This is a genomic window from Methyloversatilis discipulorum (assembly GCF_000385375.1).
Lineage (GTDB): Bacteria > Pseudomonadota > Gammaproteobacteria > Burkholderiales > Rhodocyclaceae > Methyloversatilis > Methyloversatilis discipulorum_A.
In genome coordinates this window covers 1,608,456-1,630,647 of the sequence record NZ_ARVV01000001.1, presented here as the reverse complement: position 1 = coordinate 1,630,647, position 22,192 = coordinate 1,608,456, and the positions used below count along the sequence as shown (strand labels likewise).

Annotated in this window: 20 protein-coding genes and 1 tRNA gene; 8 read left to right on the top strand and 13 right to left on the bottom strand. The window is 65.2% G+C overall.

Annotated elements, in window-relative coordinates:
- Positions 1–8 precede the first annotated feature (8 nt).
- Positions 9–1,040: a fatty acid desaturase gene (locus tag METRZ18153_RS0107785; RefSeq protein ID WP_020164194.1), complete on the top strand. Its 1,032-nt coding sequence runs from the start codon at positions 9–11 to the stop codon at positions 1,038–1,040.
- On the opposite strand, the gene METRZ18153_RS0107780 is transcribed toward METRZ18153_RS0107785, so the two are convergent.
- Positions 1,041–2,399 carry a chloride channel protein gene (locus METRZ18153_RS0107780; protein WP_020164193.1) on the bottom strand — a complete coding sequence of 453 codons (1,359 nt, stop codon included), beginning with the start codon at positions 2,397–2,399 and terminating at the stop codon, positions 1,041–1,043.
- 188 nt (positions 2,400–2,587) lie between these two features.
- Between METRZ18153_RS0107780 and METRZ18153_RS0107775 the strand changes: the two genes are divergently transcribed.
- Together METRZ18153_RS0107775 and METRZ18153_RS0107770 are read left to right on the top strand one after the other, a co-directional pair.
- Entirely contained in the window at positions 2,588–4,174 is a 1,587-nt protein-coding gene (locus tag METRZ18153_RS0107775) for a gamma-glutamyltransferase family protein (protein WP_020164192.1), read from the top strand.
- 308 nt (positions 4,175–4,482) lie between these two features.
- A complete protein-coding gene (locus METRZ18153_RS0107770; protein WP_020164191.1) occupies positions 4,483–5,559 on the top strand; it encodes a PEP-CTERM sorting domain-containing protein in 1,077 nt (358 codons plus the stop codon).
- 67 nt (positions 5,560–5,626) lie between these two features.
- Here METRZ18153_RS0107770 and METRZ18153_RS0107765 read toward each other — a convergent pair whose 3' ends face one another.
- A complete protein-coding gene (locus tag METRZ18153_RS0107765; protein ID WP_020164190.1) occupies positions 5,627–6,070 on the bottom strand; it encodes a BLUF domain-containing protein in 444 nt (147 codons plus the stop codon).
- 115 nt (positions 6,071–6,185) lie between these two features.
- Between METRZ18153_RS0107765 and ylqF the strand changes: the two genes are divergently transcribed.
- Positions 6,186–7,085 carry a ribosome biogenesis GTPase YlqF gene (ylqF, locus tag METRZ18153_RS0107760; protein ID WP_020164189.1) on the top strand — a complete coding sequence of 300 codons (900 nt, stop codon included), beginning with the start codon at positions 6,186–6,188 and terminating at the stop codon, positions 7,083–7,085.
- A gap of 144 nt (positions 7,086–7,229) precedes the next feature.
- On the opposite strand, the gene METRZ18153_RS0107755 is transcribed toward ylqF, so the two are convergent.
- The 7 genes from METRZ18153_RS0107755 to METRZ18153_RS0107725 form a co-directional block, all read right to left on the bottom strand.
- Positions 7,230–8,552: an FAD-dependent oxidoreductase gene (locus tag METRZ18153_RS0107755; protein ID WP_020164188.1), complete on the bottom strand. Its 1,323-nt coding sequence runs from the start codon at positions 8,550–8,552 to the stop codon at positions 7,230–7,232.
- An 11-nt stretch (positions 8,553–8,563) separates the two neighbouring features.
- A complete protein-coding gene (locus METRZ18153_RS20835) occupies positions 8,564–9,049 on the bottom strand; it encodes a c-type cytochrome (protein WP_043363812.1) in 486 nt (161 codons plus the stop codon).
- 146 nt (positions 9,050–9,195) lie between these two features.
- Positions 9,196–9,747: a dTDP-4-dehydrorhamnose 3,5-epimerase gene (rfbC, locus tag METRZ18153_RS0107745; RefSeq protein ID WP_020164186.1), complete on the bottom strand. Its 552-nt coding sequence runs from the start codon at positions 9,745–9,747 to the stop codon at positions 9,196–9,198.
- Positions 9,747–10,628 (bottom strand): glucose-1-phosphate thymidylyltransferase RfbA, encoded by an 882-nt coding sequence (rfbA, locus tag METRZ18153_RS0107740; protein ID WP_020164185.1) that lies wholly within the window; start codon positions 10,626–10,628, stop codon positions 9,747–9,749. Before rfbA ends, rfbC begins: the two co-directional genes overlap by 1 nt.
- 20 nt (positions 10,629–10,648) lie before the next feature.
- On the bottom strand, positions 10,649–11,542 hold the full coding sequence (rfbD, locus tag METRZ18153_RS0107735) for a dTDP-4-dehydrorhamnose reductase (RefSeq protein WP_020164184.1): 894 nt from the start codon (positions 11,540–11,542) through the stop codon (positions 10,649–10,651).
- Positions 11,539–12,606, bottom strand: a complete 1,068-nt coding sequence (gene rfbB, locus METRZ18153_RS0107730; RefSeq protein WP_020164183.1) for a dTDP-glucose 4,6-dehydratase — start codon at positions 12,604–12,606, stop codon at positions 11,539–11,541. Before rfbB ends, rfbD begins: the two co-directional genes overlap by 4 nt.
- A 101-nt stretch (positions 12,607–12,707) precedes the next feature.
- Positions 12,708–14,504 carry an AsmA-like C-terminal region-containing protein gene (locus METRZ18153_RS0107725; protein WP_020164182.1) on the bottom strand — a complete coding sequence of 599 codons (1,797 nt, stop codon included), beginning with the start codon at positions 14,502–14,504 and terminating at the stop codon, positions 12,708–12,710.
- A 214-nt stretch (positions 14,505–14,718) separates the two neighbouring features.
- On the opposite strand from METRZ18153_RS0107725, the gene METRZ18153_RS0107720 reads away from it, so the two are divergent.
- The 3 genes from METRZ18153_RS0107720 to METRZ18153_RS0107710 all read left to right on the top strand — a co-directional run bounded on the left by METRZ18153_RS0107720 (position 14,719) and on the right by METRZ18153_RS0107710 (position 17,707).
- A tRNA-Asn gene (locus METRZ18153_RS0107720) sits at positions 14,719–14,794 on the top strand.
- 326 nt (positions 14,795–15,120) lie between these two features.
- A complete protein-coding gene (locus tag METRZ18153_RS0107715) occupies positions 15,121–16,209 on the top strand; it encodes a bifunctional nicotinamide-nucleotide adenylyltransferase/Nudix hydroxylase (protein WP_020164181.1) in 1,089 nt (362 codons plus the stop codon).
- 70 nt (positions 16,210–16,279) lie between these two features.
- Positions 16,280–17,707, top strand: a complete 1,428-nt coding sequence (locus METRZ18153_RS0107710; RefSeq protein ID WP_020164180.1) for a nicotinate phosphoribosyltransferase — start codon at positions 16,280–16,282, stop codon at positions 17,705–17,707.
- A gap of 136 nt (positions 17,708–17,843) precedes the next feature.
- Here METRZ18153_RS0107710 and METRZ18153_RS0107705 read toward each other — a convergent pair whose 3' ends face one another.
- Both METRZ18153_RS0107705 and soxC read right to left on the bottom strand, forming a co-directional pair.
- Positions 17,844–18,470 (bottom strand): c-type cytochrome, encoded by a 627-nt coding sequence (locus METRZ18153_RS0107705; protein ID WP_029143619.1) that lies wholly within the window; start codon positions 18,468–18,470, stop codon positions 17,844–17,846.
- Positions 18,457–19,767: a sulfite dehydrogenase gene (gene soxC / locus METRZ18153_RS0107700; RefSeq protein WP_232415995.1), complete on the bottom strand. Its 1,311-nt coding sequence runs from the start codon at positions 19,765–19,767 to the stop codon at positions 18,457–18,459. Before soxC ends, METRZ18153_RS0107705 begins: the two co-directional genes overlap by 14 nt.
- A gap of 246 nt (positions 19,768–20,013) precedes the next feature.
- On the opposite strand from soxC, the gene METRZ18153_RS0107695 reads away from it, so the two are divergent.
- Positions 20,014–20,598: a TetR/AcrR family transcriptional regulator gene (locus tag METRZ18153_RS0107695; protein ID WP_020164177.1), complete on the top strand. Its 585-nt coding sequence runs from the start codon at positions 20,014–20,016 to the stop codon at positions 20,596–20,598.
- 129 nt (positions 20,599–20,727) lie between these two features.
- Here METRZ18153_RS0107695 and METRZ18153_RS0107690 read toward each other — a convergent pair whose 3' ends face one another.
- On the bottom strand, positions 20,728–21,186 hold the full coding sequence (locus METRZ18153_RS0107690; RefSeq protein WP_020164176.1) for a GNAT family N-acetyltransferase: 459 nt from the start codon (positions 21,184–21,186) through the stop codon (positions 20,728–20,730).
- Between the two features lie 21 nt (positions 21,187–21,207).
- Positions 21,208–22,056 (bottom strand): amidohydrolase family protein, encoded by an 849-nt coding sequence (locus METRZ18153_RS0107685; RefSeq protein WP_020164175.1) that lies wholly within the window; start codon positions 22,054–22,056, stop codon positions 21,208–21,210.
- Between the last annotated feature and the right edge of the window lie 136 nt (positions 22,057–22,192).

The following is a 22,192-nucleotide window of genomic DNA, read 5'->3' as shown; positions in this document are numbered from 1 at the left end:
GCCCTCCCGTGACCGAACGCTGCCCGACCCCGCTCGATGTCCGTTCCACGCTGCCCGACATCGCCTACGCCTACAGCCTGCCGCTGGGCAGCCTGCTCTTCCTGACCGTGGCCAGCCTGTTCGCCGGGCTGTGGACGCTGTCGCTGTCGATGGACAATCTGGCCCTCAAGGCGCTGTTCGGCGTCATGAGCGGCCAGGCCATCGGCATCATGTTCGTGATCGGCCATGACGCCGCGCACGGCTCGCTGACCAACCGGCCCTTCTTCGACCGGCTTTACGCGACGCTGGCCTTCATGCCTTCGCTGCATCCGGTATGCACGTGGAAGATCGAGCACAACAAGATGCACCACGGCTGGACCAATCTGAAAGGCATGGACCCGGTCTATCCGCCGATGTCGCCGGACGAGTTCGCGGCGCTGTCACCGTGGCAGAAGCGCGTGCATCGCTTCTACCGCAGCATCTGGGGCTTCGGCTGCTACTACCTGTTCGACATCTGGTGGAAGGTGCTCATCCTGCGTCGCTCGGAAAACGGCAAGGAGATTCCGCCGGCCGTCGCGCTGGCCGATTTCGTCGCGGTGTTCGGCTTCCTCGCCTTCGAGGTGTTCATGGCCTACCTGTTTGCCGCAGACGCGGCCGGCTTCGCGTGGAACCTCGTACTGTGCGTCGGGCTGCCCTTCCTGGTGTGGAACTACGTGATGACCTTCGTGACCATCCAGAACCACACCTACCCGACCATCCGCTGGTACGACAACCGCGACGAGTGGAACTACTTCCGCGCCCAGGTCGAAGGGTCCATCCATACCGAAGTGCCGGCCTGGCTGGATTTCTCCTTCGCCCGCGTGTTCCAGCACACCGCCCACCACGTCGACAAGAAGATTCCGCTCTACCGGCTGGTGAAGACCCAGGCTTCACTGGAACAGACCTTCAGTGGCAACGTGAAGAAGGTGAAGCTGACGCTGAAGGAATTCCTGACCGTGCTGAACGACTGCCAGATGTACGACTACCGTCGCCACGTCTGGATGTCCTTCCCGCGCGGCTGATCAACCGGGAGGCGCGGCATTGCGGGCAATCATGTGCCGCGCCACCGTGTGATAGAGCGGCTGACTGAAGAAGCGCGACACCCCGGCGGACAGCAGCGACACCGCCATCAGGCCGATGATGACCGAATAGCCGTCGACCATTTCCATGACGATGATGAAGGAGGTGATCGGCGCCTGTGTCACGGCGGCGAGAAAGCCGGCCATGCACAGCACCAGCAGCAGGCCCTGCGCCTCCTGCTGGCCGAGCAGCGGTGCCAGGTCGTGCCCGATGCCGGCACCGATGGCCAGACTGGGCGCGAATATGCCGCCCGGCATACCGCTCAGGTAGGCGATCAGCGTGGCGATGAACTTGACCGGGCCGTAGTACCACGCGAGCTGCGTGTCGCCTTCGAGCAGCGCACGCGTTTCGGCGTAGCCGCTGCCGAAGCTGACGCCGCCACTGACGAAGCCGAGCGCCGCCACCAGCAGGCCACAGGCGGCGGCGAACACGACCGGGCGCCGGGCGCGCAGATCGGCCAGCGGACCGCGCCACGACGTCGACCCGATGATGAGCATGCGCGAGAACAGCCCGCCGGCCACGCCGCACACCAGCGCGGTCACCGCGACGGCCAGTGCCATGTCGCGGTCGCTGCCGGCGATGGCGATCTGCCCGAAATAGCTGGCCTTGCCGAGAAAGGTCTGCGACACGATGCCGGCCAGCACGATGGCGGTGATGATGAGACCGCTCATGCGTGCCTCGACGCTGCGCGTCAGCTCCTCGATCGCGAAGGCGATGCCGGCCAGCGGCGTGTTGAAGGCGGCGGCGATGCCGGCCGCACCGCCGGCCACCAGCATGTGCGTGCGCGGAATGTGCAGCGCGCCGGGCAGCCAGCGATGCAGCACATGCATCAGCGAAGCACCGACCTGCACCGTCGGGCCTTCGCGGCCAAGCGAGAAGCCGCTGCCGACCGCCGCCACGCCGATGAACACTTTGCCGACGATGATGCGCAGCGTCAGCAGCGGTCGCCAGCCAGCCGTTTCCGGTCGGGACATTTCGGCGATGGTCTGCGGAATGCCGCTGCCCTCTGCACCGGCGAACCAGCGGCGCGTGATCCATACGCACAGCGCACCGCCCAGCGGCGTCAGCAGAAAGGGCCACCACGGGTGGCTCGCCGCGGTGTCACGGAACAGGTGCACCGCGTGGTCCGAAAGCTGCGCAAAGCCGACCGCCAGCAAACCGACGCCGACCGCGCCGCCCCACAGCACGAGGCGCCCGAGCCAGACCTTCAGATAGGCGTAATGACGCCGGCGCAGGATGGGATTCTTCAGGCGCAGCCAGGCGGCAGTCAGCCGGGCACGCAATGTTTTCTGATCGGCCATGTCGGACGTCGTTGTCGGAGGTGGGCAGCAAGTTCGGCCAAGCGACGCAAGATGCGTGCCGCGCCATTCTGCCCCTTGCGCCCGGGCGTTATGCCCTTTTGACGCGCCGCAGATGCACGGCGGACGCGACTGATGCACCATAGCGGCGCACGGCGTTTCTTCGCGCCCACCCGAAACAGGAGCCAAACATGACTTCAAGCACGGGCGGCATCGCCGTCGCCCCCCACCACCTCGCCGCAGAATCTGCGCGCGACGTCATGCGCGAAGGTGGCAACGCCATCGAGGCAATGATCGCTGCAGCGGCCACCATCGCCGTCGTCTACCCGCACATGAACGCGCTCGGCGGCGACGGCTTCTGGCTGATCGCCGAACCGGGCGAGGCACCGCGCGCGATCGACGCCTGCGGCGCCTCTGCCGCACTCGCGAGCCGCGCCTGGTACGCCGACCAGGACGTGCGCGATCGCATCCCGAACCGCGGCCCGCTGGCCGCACTGACCGTGGCCGGCACCGTTTCCGGCTGGCAGCTCGCGCTGCAGGCAGCGGCCGAAGCCGGTGGCCGACTGCCGCTGTCGCGCCTGCTGCGCGACGCCGAACATCACGCGCGCAACGGCGTCACGGTGACCGAGAACCTGGCACGCAGTCTGCGCGTGAAGGAACCCGAGGTCGGCCCGCAGCCCGGTTTCGCGCTGAACTTCATGCCCGACGGCGACTTGCCCGCGGCCGGCAGCACGCTCTACCAGCTGCGGCTGGCCGACACGCTGTCGCAGCTCGTGCGCGAAGGTCTGTCCGATTTCTATACCGGCGAACTGGCCCGGCGCATGGCGTCGGCGCTGGAGCGTGCCGGCAGTCCGCTGCGGCTGTCCGACTTCGCGGCCCACCGCGCGCAGTGGCGCACGCCGCTGGAGCTGGAGCACAGCCTGGGTCGCATCTACAACATGCCGCCACCGACCCAGGGCCTGCTGTCGCTGCTGATACTGGGGCAACTCGACCGACTCGGACTGAAGGGGCTGCACGGACAGTCGGTGGACTACATCCACAGCGTGGTCGAGGCGACCCGTCAGGCCTTCCGCATCCGCGACCGCTATCTGACCGATCCGGCGCGCATGCGTGTCGACGCGCAATCGCTGCTGTCATCGGAATGCCTCGACACACTTGCCGACAGCATCGACCCCGAGCGCGCCGGCGGCCGCGTCAACACCGCGCCCGGCGATACCGTCTGGCTCGGCGTCGTCGATGGCGAAGGCCGTGCGGTAAGTTTCATCCAGAGCATCTATCACGAGTTCGGCAGCGGCGTCGTGGCCGGCGACACCGGCGTGCTGTGGCAGAACCGCGGCGTCAGCTTTTCGCTGCAGGCGGGCGCGCTGAATGCGCTCGACCCCTGCCGCAAGCCCTTCCACACGCTGAATCCGCCGATGGCGCAACTGAAGGACGGGCGCACTGTTGTGTACGGCAGCATGGGTGGCGACGGCCAGCCGCAGTTCCAGGCCACCGTGTTCACCCGCCATCTCGTCTTCGGCGACAGCGTTCAGGACGCCGTGTCGGCACCGCGCTGGCTGCTCGGCCGCACCTGGGGTTCGGCCAGCGAAACGCTGAAGCTCGAGTCGCGCTTCGCCCCCGAGGTGTTCGAGCAGCTGGCCGCGCGCGGCCACGCGATCGAATCGCTGAGCGATTTCGACGACAGCGCCGGACACGCCGGGCTGATCGTGCGTTATCCGGATGGTCGGGCCGAAGGCGCGGCGGACCCGCGATCGGATGGTTCGGTCGAATACGCCTGAGCGCCTGAGCGCCCCGGCGCACGGCGCCCGCTGCCGACCCGAAGGCTTGGCGATCCGGCGAACCCCGGCGTCGGCGGGCCGGATGGAGTCCGGTAGAGCGTTAACCCCTACTTAATGCATGGTTATTGTCCGTGCAGGACGATGGCGGCAGATCGTGGTCGCGTCACCGGACGACGACGCGCATTGTCCGGCCGGACAGCGCGCGTCGCTCGTTGCTGACTCGCTCCGCGACAGGCGCAGCGCCTGCCCGGATGGGTCACCAGTCCGCGGAAAACGCTGCCCCCACACTTCGGTACGAGGAGAGCGCCATGCACAGAACATCATCGAACACCGCGCGCTGGATCGTCGCCGCGCTTCTGGCCGGAGGCACCGGCGCCACACTGGCCAGCCCGACCTTGTACGGCAGCCTGAGCAATTTCGACGTTTATAACGACACCGGTTCTGAAACGCACGGCTTCGAGATCGAGTTGCACGGCGTGTCGGCGGCGGACGTCAGCTACACCTTCGGCGGCGATTACAACCGCTACGGCAGTCCGCGCATCGACAGCTTCGCCGATGGCATCTTCGTCCGCTACCTCGCCGCCTACGACAGCGCCCGCGGACTGTTCCTGGCCGCAACACCGGTGCCGAGCAGTTTCTCGCCGACCGACGGTCACAGCTGCTGGTCAGGTGGCGGTGCCGGTTACGCCGGCAGCGGTTGCGAGCACTTCGGTCTCGGTCTGAACAAGAACGCGACCAGTACCCAGTACCGCTGGCTCAAGGGCGACGCGGCCACCGGCCAGATCAGCGCGGTCGGCAGCAACGTCCTGATCGCCGCGCCGGCATGGCAGGTCGTCGATCCCGCCCCCGCCGACCCCGGCCTGCCAGCAGCTCCGCCTGTCGTACAGGCGGTGATCGCACCGGAACCTGCGGAAGACCGCGAACAATACGGCGTGGCGCAGTGGGTCAAGGTCTATACGACCGAGATCGAGCGCGAAGTCGAACTTGAAGAACTGCTGAGCGACAACGCGGTCGTGCCGCGCGAACAATCGGAAACCGAAATCGAGTGGGTGCTGTTCCAGGCCAAGCCGGCGGACAAGGACAACGGCGAGGGTGACGAACTGCTGCTCGAAAAGCCCCTTGCCGCTGATTTCGACGACAAGAAGTCGGTCATCCGTCGCTACGAGTTCTACGAGTATCTGGGTGCCTACAATCCGGAGGACAATGAGGCGCAGCCCTTCGACGAGGCGGATCCGGTCGGTGCCGGCGAAGTCGGCCGTTACATCGGCGCGCAGATGGCAGCCGCCAACCTGATGGCGGCGCCTGTGCCCGAACCGTCGACCTGGCTGTCGATGTTGGCCGGCCTCGCGGTGGTCGGGCGGATGTGTCGCCGCCGGATCCGCTGACAGGCCAACGCCGGACGGGATCGGTCGCCGCAGGCGTTGAACCTGTTCTGTCGGCAGTTGGCGCGACTCAGGGGCTCGGGCGTTCCGTGCGCGCCGTCTTCCAGCGCGCCACGCCGAGCAGTTCGTGCAGCAGCGCCTCGACCGAGGCCGTGCTCATCGTGTAAGGGTCGAATTCGGGACGTGGGCAGTACTTCAGGAACAGCGCGCGGTTATCGGCCGTGTAGCCGACGTATCCCATGGCCCAGTCGGCGAAGTCGCGCGCCGTGACCTCGGTGAAGCCGAGAATGGCCGGATCGCGATGACGCGTGTCGCCGACGATGCGGTGATAGACCTCGTTCACCTCCCTCCGCCCGCCTTCCAGACACTGCAGGAAGACGCCGCCGGTGTAGCACAGTGCCCCGGTGACGCCGACGCGCGCGTTGTTCACCTGCGAGCGGGCAAGGATGTGGTCGATGTCGCCGGGTGCGAGGCCATCGCGGACCTTGCTGGCGTAGATGAGGCGGACGAGCATGGCGGTCTCCTGTGAAGTGTCCGCTTCGACCGCATCAGGCGTCCCGGTGTTTCAGGGCGAGGCACCGCGTCGACCGGTAGAATGACGACCTTTCCCGCTGTCCCGCCCGCCTCACATGTCCATCCAGTGGTTCCCCGGTCACATGACCGCCGCGCGCAAGCATGCGACCGACGCGATGAAATCGATCGACGTCGTGGTCGAGGTGCTCGACGCGCGCCTGCCGGAGGCAAGCAGCAATCCGCTGATCCACGCCATCCGCACGCACCGGAACCGGCCCTGCCTGAAGCTGCTGAACAAGGCGGACCTGGCCGACCCCGACGTGACCGCGGCCTGGCTCAAGTTCTTCAACAGCCAGCCGAACACCAAGGCGGTCGCCATTTCGGCGCGCAAGCCGGGCGACGCCGGCCGCATCCAGTCGCTGGCGCAGTCGCTCGCGCCGCACCGCGACGACAATCTGAAGCCGCTGCGCGTCATCATCATGGGCATTCCGAACGTCGGCAAATCGACGCTGATGAATGCGCTGGTGAAGAAGAAGGTGGCCGCCACCGGCGACGAACCGGCGATCACCAAGAGCATCCAGCGCATCCACCTGAATCCGCGGCTCACGCTGTACGACACGCCTGGCCTGATGTGGCCGAAGATCGAGCACGAGAGCGACGGCCTGATGCTGGCCGCCAGCCACGCCATCGGCCGCAACGCCATCATCGACGAGGAGGTCGCCACCTTCCTCGGCAACCTGCTGCAGGCGCGTTACCCGCAGATGCTGACCGCCCGCTACGGCTGCACGCCGGACATGGACGGCGTGGCAGTGATCGAACACATCGCCGCGCGCCGCGGCTACCGCATCAAGGGCGGTGCACCGGATCTGGAAAAAGCCGCGTTCACGCTGCTGCAGGACTACCGCGACGGGCTGATCGGACGTGTGAGCCTGGAAACGCCGGAGACAAGGGCGCAGATGCTGGCCGAGGACAAGGCGGCCAAGGCGGCCGCTGCTGAACAACGCGACGAAGCCTGACCTCGAACGCACGCCGGATCACCGGTCAACTGACGACGCCCTTGCCATCTCGTCACGCGGCGGCAAGGGCGTCACGGGGCCCGTCGTCATTCGATCCGCGCAGCAGACGCGCAGCCTGTGCGGCGCAATGCGATGCCCGGCGGCTCAGGCGAAGGTGTCGTCAAACAGGCGGGCAGCCCACTTCATCATCTGTTCGTAGTTCTCCTTGCTGCGCGCCGGTGCCTCACCGAAAGACGCATCGACCCGCTTCATCAGGCGTGTTGCCGGATCGTAGGCAAACACGGCATTCAACCACGACGCAGTGTCGTAGGTGATCGGGCTGAAACAGGCGGAATTCGCCACCACGCTCTGCATGCGGACAGCGTCATCCACGGGCCAGCCGTTGATCATTCGCACAACGGCGTCGGCGCAGATCTTCGCTTCCGAGTTGGCAATGTGTCCGGCCTTCGGCATGCCGGTACCCTGGGCATCGCCGATCACATGTATGCGCGGCACCGCGGTCGACTCGTAGGTCAGCGGATCCACGCCGGCCCAGCGGCCATTCAGGTTCACCACCCCTGTATCGTGCGCAAGCCGGGCCGCCGTATTGCGCGGAATGACATTCAGCACGTCGGCAGCCCACGAGGTCTCGCCACCGATGCCATCACTGACCCAGGCCAGCTTTCGCCCCGCTTCGAAACTCACGCGCCTGACTTCAGCGTTCGGTACATATTCGAGCCGCCCTGGGTACAGCGTGGCGAAAGCCCGGTGGAACATGATCGGCTCGGCCTGAACATCTGCATTTGCGTCCAGCACGACCAGCTTCGATCTGGGCTTGCGGCGCTTCAGGAAATCGGCGATCACGCAGGCACGCTCGTAGGGCCCGGGCGGACAGCGGTACGGCGCTTTCGGAATGCTCATCACCACCGTGCCGCCGTCGCGGATCGCATTCAACTGGTCGCGCAGCGCCTGGGTCTGTGGTCCCGCCACCCACGCGTGCGGCACAAGATTTTTCTGTTCCGGCGTATCCAGACCTGGCACCGGATCAAAGCCGATGCCGGGCGCGATGACCAGCCGGTCGAAGTCCAGTGCAATCCCGCTCGCAAGATCCAGCTTTCCTGCCACCGCATCAGCGGCCATCGCGCGGTCTGCCACGACCTCGATGCCGTAGCGCTGTTTCAGGAGGTCGTAGCCGAAACCCAGACCAGCCAGCTTGACCCGATCGTTCAGTACCAGATTGCTCAGAATGCACGAGACATGCCGTGCATTCGGCTCGACCAACGTCACCGACACACCGGCGCCGCCCCACAGCGCGATGTACTTCGCCGCCGTCGCACCGCCGAATCCGCCGCCCACCACCACGATGCGTGCTGCAGCCGCGCGAGCAGGCCTCGGCAGGCCCGCCGACGCCAGTACCGCGGCGCTGCCCAGCGCTCCCAGGAAGCCGCGTCGATTCAGCGGCTGTTCGAACATCGTCTCGAATTTCATGTCAGCGCCCCTCAACTCGATTTCCGCACGGTCGGCTTCTTCGTCACAAGCTTCGTCGTGACGGATCTTCTGGCCAGCGGCTTCGTCGCGGACACCGTCTTTACGCGCACGCTCTTCGAGCTCTTGCTCTTTTGCCGGGTATCGCTGTCGTCGCTGTCCTCCGAGCGGGGAGATGTGCCTGAGCCAGGCGCATAAGCGGCGAACCAGCCCGCAATGCGTCGAATCTGATCATCGGTATAGCCACGCGCCTGCATGTGCATGATGTCGAGCTCCTTGCTCGAATCGCGCATTTCGGCCAGCTCTTCTGCGATTTCGGCGGCGGTCTCGCCGTTCAAGCGGTCGAAACCGCCCTTGCCGGACGCGTCCGCCGCGTGGCAGCCCAGGCACTGGGACGCCAGCAGCCGGTCGTCTTCGACTGCCGCACCCGCGCTCAATGCGGAAGCAGCAAGTCCGGCTGCAAGCGCGACATGCGCCAGCCTGCTCTTGAGGTCAGTCATGGGAACCCTCCCGTGTGGAGAACGAGGAAGAGGGTCCCACTAAGCGCGATCCCGGGAGTTAACGGGGCATTACCCGGCGCATTAAATAACGTCCATCCCGCAGACAGCATCGAACCCGACAGCGCCGGCGCGACGCCGGTCTCGTCTCAGAGCGTTTCGAACACCTCGCACTGACCGAGCGGCTTGCCCGCGACATCCTTGGCCGACAGCAACGGCTCGCCCGCCAGCGGCCACTGCACACCGACCGTCGGGTCGTTCCACGCAAGGCTGCGCTCGTGTTCCGGGGCGTAGTAGTCGGTTGTCTTGTACAGGAAGTCCGCCGACTCGCTCAGCACGTAGAAACCATGCGCGAAGCCGGCCGGCACCCAGAACTGGCGGTGGTTCTCGCCACTCAGTTCCACGCCGTACCAGCGGCCGAAGGTGGGCGATGACCGGCGCAGGTCGACCGCGACATCGAACACACTCCCCTGCGACACGCGCACCAGCTTGCCCTGCGGTTGCCGCACCTGGTAGTGCAGTCCGCGCAGCACGCCGCGTCCGCTGCGCGAGTGGTTGTCCTGCACGAAGTCCAGCTTCAGCCCGGTCACTTCGGCGAAGGTGCGCGCGTTGAAGCTTTCCATGAAGAAGCCGCGGGCGTCGCCGAACACTTTCGGTTCGAGCACGAGCAACCCTTCGATGCCGGTTTCGATCACCTTCATCAGAACACCTGTTCGTCAATGATGCGCAGCAGGTACTGGCCGTAACCGCTCTTGGCCAGCGGGGTGGCGATCTTGTTCAGCTGCTCGGAATCGATCCAGCCCTGGCGCCAGGCGATCTCTTCCGGGCACGATATCTTCAGGCCCTGACGCTTCTCCAGTGTCTGGATGAACTGCGCCGCCTCGATCAGCGAGTCGTGCGTGCCGGTGTCCAGCCAGGCGTGACCGCGGCCCATCACCTGCACTTCCAGTTCGCCGCGCTCCAGATACACGCGATTCAGGTCGGTGATTTCGAGTTCGCCACGCGGCGACGGCTTCAAGCCACGGGCAATCGCGCTCGCCTGACCGTCGTAGAAGTACAGCCCGGTCACCGCGTAGCGGCTGCGCGGCTTGGCCGGCTTCTCTTCCAGACTGATCGCGCGTCCGTTGCCGTCGAACTCGACCACGCCGTAGCGCTCCGGGTCGGTGACGCCGTAGGCGAATACCGTAGCCCCTGCCTCCCGTGCGCTGGCCGACTTCAGGTCATGCGCGAATTCGTGGCCGTAGAAAAGGTTGTCGCCGAGCACGAGCGCCGACGGCCCGCCGCCGATGAAGTCCTCGCCGATGATGAAGGCCTGCGCCAGGCCGTCCGGGCTGGGCTGCACCGCGTATTCGATCTTCATGCCCCAGGCCGAACCGTCGCCCAGCAGGGACTGGAAGCGCGGCGTGTCCTGCGGCGTCGAAATCACCAGCACTTCGCGTATGCCCGCGAGCATCAGCGTCGACAGCGGGTAGTAGATCATCGGCTTGTCGTAGACCGGCATCAGCTGCTTCGATACCGCGATCGTCACCGGGTGCAGGCGCGTGCCGGATCCACCGGCCAGTACGATGCCCTTGCGTGTCATGTGGGTGCTCCTGATTCTGTTCAGAGGATTTCGGCCAGCATCCGGTCCACGCCCTGCTGCCAGGGCGGCAGCACGAGACCGAAGACCTCGCGCAGGCGACGGGTATCGAGCCGTGAATTGAGCGGACGCGTGGCCGGCGTCGGGTAGTCGCTGGTCGGGATGGGCAGGATGGCGTCCGGAGCAACCTTGATCGCGTGACCGGCCGCGCGCGCGCGCTCGATCACGTGTGTGGCGTAGCCGTACCAAGATGTTTCGCCGGCGGCGACGCAGTGGTAGAGCCCGCTCAGTTCGGGCCGGGCGCGCAGCATGCGCGCAGCGTGTGCGCTGACGTCGGCCAGCAGTTCGGCGCCGGTCGGCGCGCCGAACTGGTCGGCGATCACGGTGAGCCGTTCGCGCTCCTTCGCCAGCTTCAGCATGGTCTTCGCGAAGTTGCCGCCGCGCGCGGCATAGACCCAGCTGGTGCGCAGGATGAGGTGAGTGGCGCCGGACGCTGCGATCAGCTGCTCTCCCTCCAGCTTGGTACGGCCATAGACGCTGAGCGGCCCGGTCGCCGCAGTCTCGTCGCGCGGCGCGTCACCACTGCCGTCGAACACGTAATCCGTCGAATAGTGAATAAGGTGGGCGCCGAGTGCCTTCGCTTCCTGCGCGATGCGGCCAGGCGTGCTGGCGTTGATCAGGCGCGCCAGATCGGCCTCGCTCTCGGCCTTGTCGACCGCGGTGTGCGCAGCCGCATTGACGATGAGATCCGGCGCCACACGGCGCACGGTCGCCGCCACGGCCTCCGGCTGACTGAAGTCGCCGGAAAGATCGCCGGCGGTATCGAAGTCCAGCGCAATCAACTCGCCCAGCGGCGCGAGCGCGCGCTGCAATTCCCAGCCAACCTGTCCGCCCTTGCCGAACAGCAGGATCTTCATGCCGACGCTCCGCCGTACTGCTTGCTCACCCAGTCGCGGTAGCCGCCGCTGAGCACGTCCTGCACCCAGGGCTGGTTGTCCAGATACCAGCGCACCGTCTTGCGGATGCCGGTGTCGAAGGTTTCCGCCGGCTTCCAGCCCAGTTCGCGCTCGATCTTGCGCGCGTCGATCGCGTAGCGCCGGTCGTGGCCCGGGCGGTCCTTCACGTAGGTGATCAGCCGCTCGTAGGGGCCGGCGGCATCCGGCTTCATTTCGTCGAGCAGCGCGCACACGGTGCGCACGATGTCGATGTTCGGCTTCTCGTTCCAGCCACCGATGTTGTAGGTCTCGCCCAGACGCCCGCGCGCCAGCACTTCGCGGATGGCCGCGCAGTGGTCCTTCACGTACAGCCAGTCGCGCACCTGCTGGCCGTCGCCATACACGGGCAGCGGCTTGCCGGCCAGCGCATTGACGATGATGAGCGGGATCAGCTTCTCTGGAAAGTGGTAGGGGCCGTAGTTGTTCGAACAGTTGGTGGTCACCACCGGCAGGCCGTAGGTGTGGTGCCAGGCGCGCACCAGATGGTCGCTCGCCGCCTTGCTCGCCGAGTAGGGGCTGTTCGGTTCGTAGGCATTGGTTTCGGCAAACGGCGGGTCGGTCGGCTTGAGCGAGCCATAGACCTCGTCGGTGCTCACGTGGTGGAAGCGGAAGGCGGCCTTGTCGTCGCCTTCGAGTGCGCCCCAATAACCACGGGCCGCTTCGAGGAGCGTAAAGGTGCCGGTGACGTTGGTGCGCATGAACTCGCCCGGGCCGTGGATCGAGCGGTCGACGTGCGATTCGGCGGCGAAATGCACGATGGCGCGCGGACGGTGCTGCGCGAGCAGGCGGTCGATCAGATCACGGTCGCAGATGTCGCCGTGCACAAAGATATGCCGCCCGTCGCCATCGAGCGAAGCCAGGTTGGCGCGGTTGCCCGCGTAGGTCAGCGCGTCGAGGTTGACGACCGGCTCATCGCTGCCAGCCAGCCAGTCGAGAACGAAGTTGCTGCCGATGAAGCCGGCACCGCCGGTTACCAGGATGGTCATGATGCAAACGCCTGTGCGATTCGGGGAGCCGTCACTTTAACCGGCAGGCATGACAGCGCGTAGTAAAAGCTGCACGCTGCGATGCAACAGGATGTTCCGGCTCAGCGCAGCAGCTTCACCACTGGATCCGCGTACGGCCCCTCTATGCTCACCGGCGCGCGCACCGTCGTTGCCGAGCCCTGCAAGGTCACATCGAGGCGCCCGCGCAGGGTGTCGTCGGCAAGACGCAGCGTACCGTTGGCGCCGACCAGGCCCGATTCCATCACCACCTGGCTCAGGCTCACGCCGCTGGCGTCGACCACCGCATTGGCGTCCAGGCGATCGAAGCGCGTACTACCGCCGCGCACGCCACCCGGCCGGGGGATGCGCACCGCCTGCACAAGATCGACGCGCTCGATCTGTCCGCGCTGCACCCCCATCGTGCCGGTGCCACGGAGGTTCTTCTGCAATTCCTCGTAGTTCCGACCCTCGCCGGTCAGCGACAGGGACAAGGACAGATCACCGGTCAGCAACAGCGTCGGCGCGAACACCTTCAGCAGGCCGCCGAGGCTCAGACGGGAGGTCTGCAACTGCCCTTCGAACCTTGCGACGTCGGCAAAGTCCAGCGCCACACTGCCCGTCGCGTAACCGTCGTAGAGCTTCACATCCAGCTTGTCGAACTGCAGGCGGCGGCTGTTCAGCGTGCCCTGTGCCTCCAGCACGTCGAACAGCAGCGAAGGCTTGCCCGGGGTCTGCCAGCCCAGCGCCGTCATCGACACGCTCCAGACACCGCCAGCGTTGTTGCCCTGGAGCTTGAGCCCGCCGTCGGCAGAGGCGAGCGACAGACGCGTCAGCACGCCGTTCTCGTCCAGCGCCAGATCGCCGCCGAGCGCGCCGATCGCACCATCGAGCAGCACGATGCTGGCGTCGACCATGCTGACGTGCTCGACCGTGACCCAGCGCGAAGCCCAGTTGATGTCCTGGCGGCGCGACAGCGCAGGCAGGAAAGACAGATTCAGCGCCGCACGCTCGATGCGCACGTCGCGCAGAACGGTGCGTTCCGACAGCAGCGTGGACACACGCGGCAGCAACTTCACCGCGCCGATTTCGAGTTGCCCCGGCCCACCCACCGTCACCCCTTCGAGTGCGATGGACGGCTCGGGAAACAGGCTGGGCGAAACCGAAGCGATGCGCACCGGCTGCCCCAGCAATTCGGTCGCCAGGGACTCGAAGTGCGGCAGATGGCGCTGATAGGGATAAAGGAAGAAAAGGCCGACCAGCAGCACCAGCAGCGCCGCCGCGGAAAGGACGATCTTCTTGCCGAGCGAACCCGGGGGGCCCTTGCGGTCGCCGACACGTCCGGCAAACAGATCGAACAGTCGCTGCAGGCCACCGCCGCTGCGCTCCGCCGACGACGCTGCGGCATCCGGCGAGGCGGACATCATCGCCCGACGGATGGCACCCCGTACATCGTCGGCCGCAGACAGTGCTGCAGCCGGTGCCGGGGCATTCGCCGGTGCCGGCGCCGCCAGCTCGGGCAAGGCCATTGCGAACTCGTCGAGCACCGGCGATTCCTTCGCGGACGCTTTCTCGTGCGCCCGCCGGATGTCGTCCGACACCGGCGTGATCGGCTGGCTGACCAGATCCTCGATATCGACCAGCATGGACGACAGCTCGGCGCGGTCCGCCTCCTCGCCCTGCGTGGGCGCGTCGATCCGGCGCACCAGTCCGCGGTGCTCCAGTTCGCCGACCAGACCTTCGACGATGAGCGGATCGCCAAACTGCTGAGCCAGATTGCCGACAGGCGTGCGCCCGTCGATCATGATCAGGATGGAGCGCAGGTTGCGCTGGACGATGGTGCGCTTGCTCACCGCCTCTTCGCCGGCCTCGGTCTTTACGTAAACAGCATTTTCGTTCATGGATGCGCGCTGGCCGCCTTGCCGCGCCGGCTGGATCACCGACGCTGAAGAGATGAAGTCATGCGGTTGTGGCTGCCAGACAGTCTTGCAGGCAGCGGTGACGCGATCATAAATCGACTCGGGTGCCGAGTGACCGCACATTCAGCCCGAAGAAAATATCCCATCAATCGCTTGACGATTGTCGGAAGGCTGTCTATAGTTGCGGCCTCTTTCTTCCCCGATAGCTCAGTCGGTAGAGCGCCGGACTGTTAATCCGTAGGTCCCTGGTTCGAGCCCAGGTCGGGGAGCCAAGACACCAAAAGGCCCGCAGCGATGCGGGCCTTTTTCCGTTTACGCGCCGACAGGTGACAGGTCATGCGTAGCTGTCGCCTTACGGGCGGTCAAATCTGCGCCCTTCTGGCGCGTCGACACGGGTGCGCCCCTCTTCCTCCGGGAGTGCCGATGCCCAGCTCCTATCCCATTCGTTCGCAGTTGGCACTGAGACCGCCGGACCGCAAGGCACTCGTCGTTTCCGGCCCTGTGACAAAAAAGTCACTTGTCACTGCCGAGCGCAACGGCTATCGTCCGGACACGATCCGACAGACGGATCCGATCAACACCTCTTGGGGAGTCCAAGATGTCCAAGTCAGTACCCGGCACCTCGCGTGCACGATTCGATTTCATTGTTTACATCGGCCGTCTGACGCCGCCTCATGTGGGTCACATCGCCAGTATCGAGCGTGCGCTCGAACTCGCGGACAAGGTCATCGTTGTGCTCGGCTCTGCCGATCGGCCTCGATCGATCAAGGATCCGTGGACGGTGAACGAACGGAAGGTAATGATCCGTCACAGCCTGTCGAAGGACGCCGCTGCGCGCGTCATCGTCGCCTCGGTTGCTGACCGCATGTACAACGACGCGCAGTGGCTGCTCGACGTGCAGCGCACGGTGAGCGCTGCGGTCACCGAGACGGGTGCGGATCCGGCTGCCACGGCCATCGGCCTGATTGGCCTCAGCAAGGACGCGTCCTCGTTCTATCTGGACATGTTCCCCCAGTGGTCGCGTGTCTCGGTCGGTTTCGTTGATGGTCTGTCCGCCACCGAGCTGCGCGACATCTACTTCGGCCTGAGCGGCGACGACAGCGCCGACCGCGGTCCGTGGATGAAACTCGAGGCTTCGGTACCGGAGCCGGTCATCGCCTGGCTGAAGACCTTCCGCGCCTCCGCCGAGTACGAGCGACTGGCGGGAGAGTGGCGGTTCATCCGCGACTACCGCGCGGCGTGGAGCGCAGCGCCCTACCCGCCCACCTTCGTCACCACCGATGCGGTGGTCGTGCACTCCGGCCATATCCTGCTCATCCGGCGGCGCGCTGCGCCAGGCAAAGGCCTGTGGGCGCTGCCGGGTGGGTTTGTGGGTCAGGACGAGCGGCTGCAGGATGCGGCCATTCGCGAGCTGGTCGAGGAGACCGGACTCAAGTTGCCTGAGAAGGTGCTGCGCGGATCGATCACCGCCTCACATGTGTTCGATCACCCGAGCCGCAGTCTGCGCGGACGCACCGTCACGCATGCATTTCACTTCGATTTCCCGGCCGGCGAGCTGCCGCGCGTCAAAGGCGGCGACGACGCGGACAAGGCGCAGTGGTTTCCGCTGGCTCAGCTGGAAGGCATGCGCTCCATGCTGTTCGAGGACCACTTCGACATCATCAACTATTTCATCGGAGGGGTCTGACCGATCTCTCCACCCCGCCGCGGAGCGACAGACGCTCTGCTTCAGCCAACGTTTGAGGGAGTCTCAAACCATGTTCTACAACGACAGCACCCGCAGCATCCTCGACAACCCCATCCTGGGCACCGACAGCTACAAGCTGTCGCACTGGGTTCAGTACCCGGCGGGCACGGATGGCATGTTTTCCTACATCGAATCGCGGGGCGGCAAGTTCGATCGCTCGGTCATGTTCGGCCTGCAGATGATCCTGCTCGACTTCTTTGCACGGCGGATCACCCGCGAGGACGTGGCAATCGCGAAGGAGATCGCCGCGGCGCATGGTGAGCCTTTCAATGAAGCGGGCTTCCTGCGCATCGTCGACACGCACGATGGCTACTGGCCGCTGCGCATCCGTGCGCTGCCCGAGGGTACCGTGGTGCCCGCCAGCGTGCCCATGGTGACGGTCGAGTCGACTGATCCGGAACTCGCGTGGGCAGTGTCCTATGTGGAGACGCTGATGCTTCAGCTCTGGTATCCGGTGACGGTCGCAACGCTCTCGTGGTCGGTGCGCAAGGTCATCGCGAGTTTTCTTGACGAGACGTCCGACGACGCGGCAAGCCAGTTGCCCTTTAAGCTGCACGATTTCGGTTATCGGGGCGTATCGAGTCCGCAGACCGCGGCACGCGGTGGCCTCGCCCACCTCGTTGCCTTCCGCGGTACCGACACGCTCGCAGCCGTGCTCGCTGGACGCGTCTACTACGACGAACCGATGGCGGGCTACTCAATTCCCGCGGCCGAGCACTCCACGATCACGAGCTGGGGACCGGAAGCCGAAGTCGAGGCCTATCGCAACATGATCCGTCAGTTCGGCAAGCCAGGTGCGATCTTCGCCTGCGTGTCCGACTCCACCGACATTTACAACGCGGTCGACCATCTCTGGGGCGAAGCCTTGCGTCAGGAAGTGATCGACTCCGGAGCAATGCTCGTCGTCAGACCGGATTCCGGCGACCCGATCGAGGTGGTTCTGCGCTGTGCGCGCCTGCTCGAAAAGCGGTTCGGCGCCGATATGAACGGCAAGGGCTACAAAGTCCTGCGCAATGTGCGACTCATCCAGGGTGACGGCATCAACGACCGCACCGTGCGCGACATCCTCGCCACGTTGAAGTTGAACGGCTACAGCGCGGACAACATCGCCTTCGGCATGGGAGGTGGCCTGCTCCAGCAGGTGAACCGGGACACGCTCAAGTTCGCGATGAAGTGCTCGGCGATCCGCGTCAACGGCGAATGGCGTGACGTCTGGAAGAACCCGGTGACCGATCCGGGCAAGGCGTCGAAGCGGGGCCGGATGACCGTGCTGCGCAACCGCGAAACGGGTGAGCTGAGAACGGCCTTGATCGAGGATGGCGTGTGGCACGACACCGCCCGCTTCGAAGATGCGATGGTGACCGTGTGGGAAAACGGCGACCTGCTCAGGAAGTACGCGCTCAGCGAGGTGCGTGCCACTCTGGATGCCACAAGCTGACGGTCAGCAACACACTGTGCGGAAGACAGCGGTTCGGACGGCAACGTCCGAACCGCTGCGCCCCGTCGGCATCCGAGTTGCTCGTCCAGCCCAAGGCTTGCGCAGACAAAGCGGACGCATCCTACGCCGACAGCTTCTACGGCGCTGCAACGCTCGTGCGCAGCGGCTTGCAGTCCTGCATGCACCGGGCAGCGCTCGTATCCGGCCGGTCGTCGACGATGAAGCCGTCCCGATTCGGCATGCGGATCGCCGCCAGGCTGGTCGAGTTCATCTCGGCATCCTGCTCCACCAACCCGTTGAGATGCAGCAGATAAGCAGTCACCGCATAGGTTTCGTCGTTGCTGAGCGACTGCGGTTCGGTCAGCGGCATTGCGCGGCGGATGTAATCGAACAGTGCCGGCGCATACGGATACATGCTGCCCGGCGTGAGCAGACGCTTGTCGGTCTTGAACGAGCCGATACCGCCGACCATGGTTCCGAACATCGGTCCGCCTGCGGCCGCGGCGCCATGGCAGGACGCGCACTTTGCGTCGAACACGGCCTTCCCCGTCCGTGCGTTGCCCGATCCCGAGGGCAGGCCCTGCCCGTCCGGACCGCGGACATCGATATTCCAGGCGGCAAGATCCGCTTCGACGACAGGGGTGCCGAGCGCCATCGATCGAGCGTGAGGCGATGCCGTCGCCGAATTCACCGCATTTCCGGCGCAGCCCATGAGCGCCATGGAAGTCGCCAGGGCCATCGTCACTGTTTCAAGCGATCGCATTCTTCACCTCCCCTGCTTCGTTGATGGACCACGGAAACACACCATTGTGGTGCTGCACGAAGCCGGTGATCGCGCGCACCTTCTGGATGTCCTCGACCGTCGGCTGGACGTAGCCGGTCGAGTCGACACAGCGGCTGGCGATCGTTGTCGGACCACCGTTCCAGTTCCACTGCAGCCGGAATCGCGTCAGGCACTTGTCCATCACCGGCCCTTCCAGCTTAGCCTGGCGCCAGGTACGGCCGCCGTCGAGCGTGACGTCCACGGCGCGTATGCTCCCATTGCCGGACCATGCGAAGCCGACGATCTCGATCGGACCCGGGCGGATCTTCATACTGCCCGACGGGGAGGTGATCACCGACTTCGCCTCCATCTCGAAACTGAACTGGCGCCACTTCCCGTCGGGCATCGGATCGGTGTAGCGCGCGGTCTCGCTGCGCAGATGCCAGGGCTGGTCGCCCAGCTTGAGCCGGCGCAACCACTTGATGCTGACATTTCCCTCCCAGCCTGGAATGAACAGACGGAGCGGGTAACCGTTTTCCGGTCTGAGCATTTCGCCGTTCGACGCGTAGACGATGAGCGCATCCTCCAGCAGCTTCTTCATCGGAATGCTGCGTGCGTGAGCTGCACCGTCCGCGCCCTCGGCCAGTGCCCAGGTGGCGGACGGCGAGACGCCCGCCTCGTCGAGCAGCGTCGATACCGGAATGCCGGTCCACTGGGCGCACGACAGCAGTCCATGCGTCTGCTGCACGGTGCGGGCCGCCGGCTTCAGCCAGTCGGTGAGGCCATTGCCCGAGCACTCCATGAAGTGGAAGCGTGATACCGACGGGTACTTCATCAGGTCGGACATCGAAAAGACCAGCGGCTGGCGGACCATGCCGTGAATGGCGAAGCGATGCTGATCGGGGTTGATGTCCGGTACCCCGTTGTGGTGCCTTTCGTAGATCAGCCCGTTCGGCGTGACGGTACCCAGTTGCTGATGCAGCGGCGTGAAGCTCCAGTCCGAGTAGTTCTGCCTGTTAACGAGAACATCGGTTCGCCGTCGTTTTACGTGCGACTCGTATTTCGACGGCATTCCATATTCTTCCGGCGGCAAGGGGCGTCCGAGCGCCTTGTTCGATTCCGGCACCGCGAGCGGCTCCGCGCGCGCGACACCGACACCAGCCAACCCGGTTACCGCGGCAGCGGCCGTCTTCGCGAGCATCGCCCGTCGCGACGGATTGTGCGTAATCGAACTGTGCGCCTCGAGTTCGGCCCGAGCGGCCTTGACCAAACGTACTCCGTCAATCTTCTGATCCACGATGACCTCCAGGTGGTTGGGAACATCCGATGACCGGGACTGTACCGATCGGTCGGTATACTACGTCGGCGGACTGGACGGATCAATCAATTCATTCGGGCGGCGGACGAAACTCGCTCCGTGACATCCCCACCGTGTGGGTGTCGCTCAACACATCGCTTTGGGCACGATGCTTTGAACGCAAGGCACAGTGGGTAATTTATGATCTGCAGATCTTTGGACTCTGGCCCCTCCGGGGCCGACCTCATGAGCGTCGACACGAAGGACGACCGTTCGCAGCGGGCACGCATCGTCAAGGCGGCCGCCCGCCTTTTTGCCGAGCGCGGCTATCACGCTGTGGGAATGACGGAGCTGCAGAACGCAGTCCAGCTTGGCCGCGGGGCGCTCTACCACCACATCCGCAGCAAGGACGACCTTCTCTACGACATTGCCCGCGAGTACATCACCGATCTGAACGAACTTGCCGTGACCGCCGAACAGGAAGCGGACCCGAGAAGGCGCATCTGCATACTGGGTCACCACCTGATCTCGATGATCGCGTCCCATCAGGCGGAGCTGACGGTGTGCTTTCGGGAAGTCCAGTCGCTGACCGATACGCGCCGTGCGGAAGTGCTGGCGCTGCACACGCGCTACGAACGTGTCTGGAAGGACGCCTTCATCGCCGGCGCCGAACAGGGTCTCTTCAGGCCATACGACCCCGTGGTGCTGAAAGGCGTACTGGGCATGTATTTCTACAGCTACCTCTGGATGCGACCGGACGGTTCCCTCGGCGCCGAGACGATCTCCGAGCGCTTCAATGAGATGGCGCTCCGCATGCTGGCGCTTGACTGACCCTCCGCCGATTCGTACGTCGCTCGAGACACCGGCGCGCTTCCGGCGCGGAGCAAGCGGTACGTCGCTGCCTACCTTTGATCCTTGAAGCGTGACGATGCAGGCCATCGACTTCGTCGTCGACATGGTTCAGAACTCGATCATGAAGCTGTAGCCATGCCGCTCGAACCCGAGCATTTCATAGAAGCGGTGCGCCTTTTCTCGCCTCAGGTGACTCGACAGCGCGAGCTTGTAGCAGCCCGCCTGCGCACAGCCCTCCATGGCGAAGCGCATCATTGCCTGACCTACTCCACTGCTGCGACGCCCCGGTGCGACCACGACGTCCTCGACGATCGCGTGCGGACGCCCGCCATGTGCAAGCCCGTCGATGATGATGAGGGCGAACGTTCCCACCCGTTCGCCGTTGCATTCGGCGACGTACACCCGGTAGTCCGGGTATCCCTCGATCCGCTGGAAGCGCGCACGGGCATCGGCCAGCGGCAACGATGGCTCGGGCGAGAAGTCGAGCGATGTGTACATGTCGAGCAGCCAGTCGACGTCATCATCGTCTGCCCGTCGTATCGATATGGCTTGCCCCATCGAGTTCATCGCCGCCTCCCCGCCCGTCGCTCAAAGCCCCAGAACCTGTTTCGCGTTGCCGCCCATCACCTTGTCGATGACCGATTCCTTGAAGCCGAGGGTACGGTAGTCCTCGACGGACTGACCCATCGCACGGAACGGATAGGAACTGCCGAACAGCAGCTGGTCCTGCATGAAGCCGTTGGCGGCCTCAACATACAGCGAACCACCGGGCAGGAAGATGTACATGTCCGCCACGACGAACACGTTGTCCCAGCGGAAGGCGATGCCGATCATCTCGTTCACGTAGGGCCAGAAGCCGTGATAGCAGACGATCTTGAGCTGCGGGAAATTCTTGGCCACACGTCCAATGGACGCCGGATCCGTCAGCTCGAAGCGCGGCGTGGTCGGACCCGACATGATGGTCACCGGCACGCCGAGCGCCTGGCAGGCCTCATAGACCGGATAGAGCTGTGCATCGTCCGCGGCGACCTGCGGGTTGCAGAAGCCGGGCTCGATGTTGATGCCCTTGAGGCCGAGCTTCCTGACCGCACGTTCAATCTCGTCGGTCGCCGCCTTGATGCCGCTGGCGTGCGGATCGACCGAGCCGATGCCGACGAGCTCCTTGTGCTCCGACACCATCTTCATGATCTCATCGTTCGAATGCTTGATCCCCGGCGTGTCCCGGCCAACCACCACCGCCTGCGCAATCCCGGCCGCCCGGATCTCCTTGACGAAGGAACTGGCGTTCTTCGAGCGGGTGAAATGCAGCTCGTCCTGGGATCCGGTCCGGCGGTTCAGCCACTTCACCACCTCGAACGAGGGGGTGTCGGGCGTTGCGCCATAGAAATCATGCAGGTAGGAAGGTCTGCTGCGCATGTCGATCACGTTCTGGGTCATGGTGTCCGCCTGTCTTGAATAGTTAAGAGTGGGGCTTTCTTTGCCCCGTCCGGCTGTTGCGCGGAGGCGCGGTGAAGCGACTCCACGTTTTTCTGGCGCGAGCGCTCCCTGCGGGCGCACCGTCAGGCACGCCCGT

Bases quoted from the DNA above. Each gene is read 5' to 3' on its own strand.
- METRZ18153_RS0107780 (WP_020164193.1), bottom strand. From the start codon at position 2,399: ATGGCCGATCAGAAAACATTGCGTGCCCGGCTGACTGCCGCCTGGCTG.
- METRZ18153_RS0107775 (WP_020164192.1), top strand. From the start codon at position 2,588: ATGACTTCAAGCACGGGCGGCATCGCCGTCGCCCCCCACCACCTCGCC.
- METRZ18153_RS0107770 (WP_020164191.1), top strand. From the start codon at position 4,483: ATGCACAGAACATCATCGAACACCGCGCGCTGGATCGTCGCCGCGCTT.
- METRZ18153_RS0107765 (WP_020164190.1), bottom strand. From the start codon at position 6,070: ATGCTCGTCCGCCTCATCTACGCCAGCAAGGTCCGCGATGGCCTCGCA.
- ylqF (WP_020164189.1), top strand. From the start codon at position 6,186: ATGTCCATCCAGTGGTTCCCCGGTCACATGACCGCCGCGCGCAAGCAT.
- METRZ18153_RS0107755 (WP_020164188.1), bottom strand. From the start codon at position 8,552: ATGAAATTCGAGACGATGTTCGAACAGCCGCTGAATCGACGCGGCTTC.
- METRZ18153_RS20835 (WP_043363812.1), bottom strand. From the start codon at position 9,049: ATGACTGACCTCAAGAGCAGGCTGGCGCATGTCGCGCTTGCAGCCGGA.
- rfbC (WP_020164186.1), bottom strand. From the start codon at position 9,747: ATGAAGGTGATCGAAACCGGCATCGAAGGGTTGCTCGTGCTCGAACCG.
- rfbA (WP_020164185.1), bottom strand. From the start codon at position 10,628: ATGACACGCAAGGGCATCGTACTGGCCGGTGGATCCGGCACGCGCCTG.
- rfbD (WP_020164184.1), bottom strand. From the start codon at position 11,542: ATGAAGATCCTGCTGTTCGGCAAGGGCGGACAGGTTGGCTGGGAATTG.
- rfbB (WP_020164183.1), bottom strand. From the start codon at position 12,606: ATGACCATCCTGGTAACCGGCGGTGCCGGCTTCATCGGCAGCAACTTC.
- METRZ18153_RS0107725 (WP_020164182.1), bottom strand. From the start codon at position 14,504: ATGAACGAAAATGCTGTTTACGTAAAGACCGAGGCCGGCGAAGAGGCG.
- METRZ18153_RS0107715 (WP_020164181.1), top strand. From the start codon at position 15,121: ATGTCCAAGTCAGTACCCGGCACCTCGCGTGCACGATTCGATTTCATT.
- METRZ18153_RS0107710 (WP_020164180.1), top strand. From the start codon at position 16,280: ATGTTCTACAACGACAGCACCCGCAGCATCCTCGACAACCCCATCCTG.
- METRZ18153_RS0107705 (WP_029143619.1), bottom strand. From the start codon at position 18,470: ATGCGATCGCTTGAAACAGTGACGATGGCCCTGGCGACTTCCATGGCG.
- METRZ18153_RS0107695 (WP_020164177.1), top strand. From the start codon at position 20,014: ATGAGCGTCGACACGAAGGACGACCGTTCGCAGCGGGCACGCATCGTC.
- METRZ18153_RS0107690 (WP_020164176.1), bottom strand. From the start codon at position 21,186: ATGAACTCGATGGGGCAAGCCATATCGATACGACGGGCAGACGATGAT.
- METRZ18153_RS0107685 (WP_020164175.1), bottom strand. From the start codon at position 22,056: ATGACCCAGAACGTGATCGACATGCGCAGCAGACCTTCCTACCTGCAT.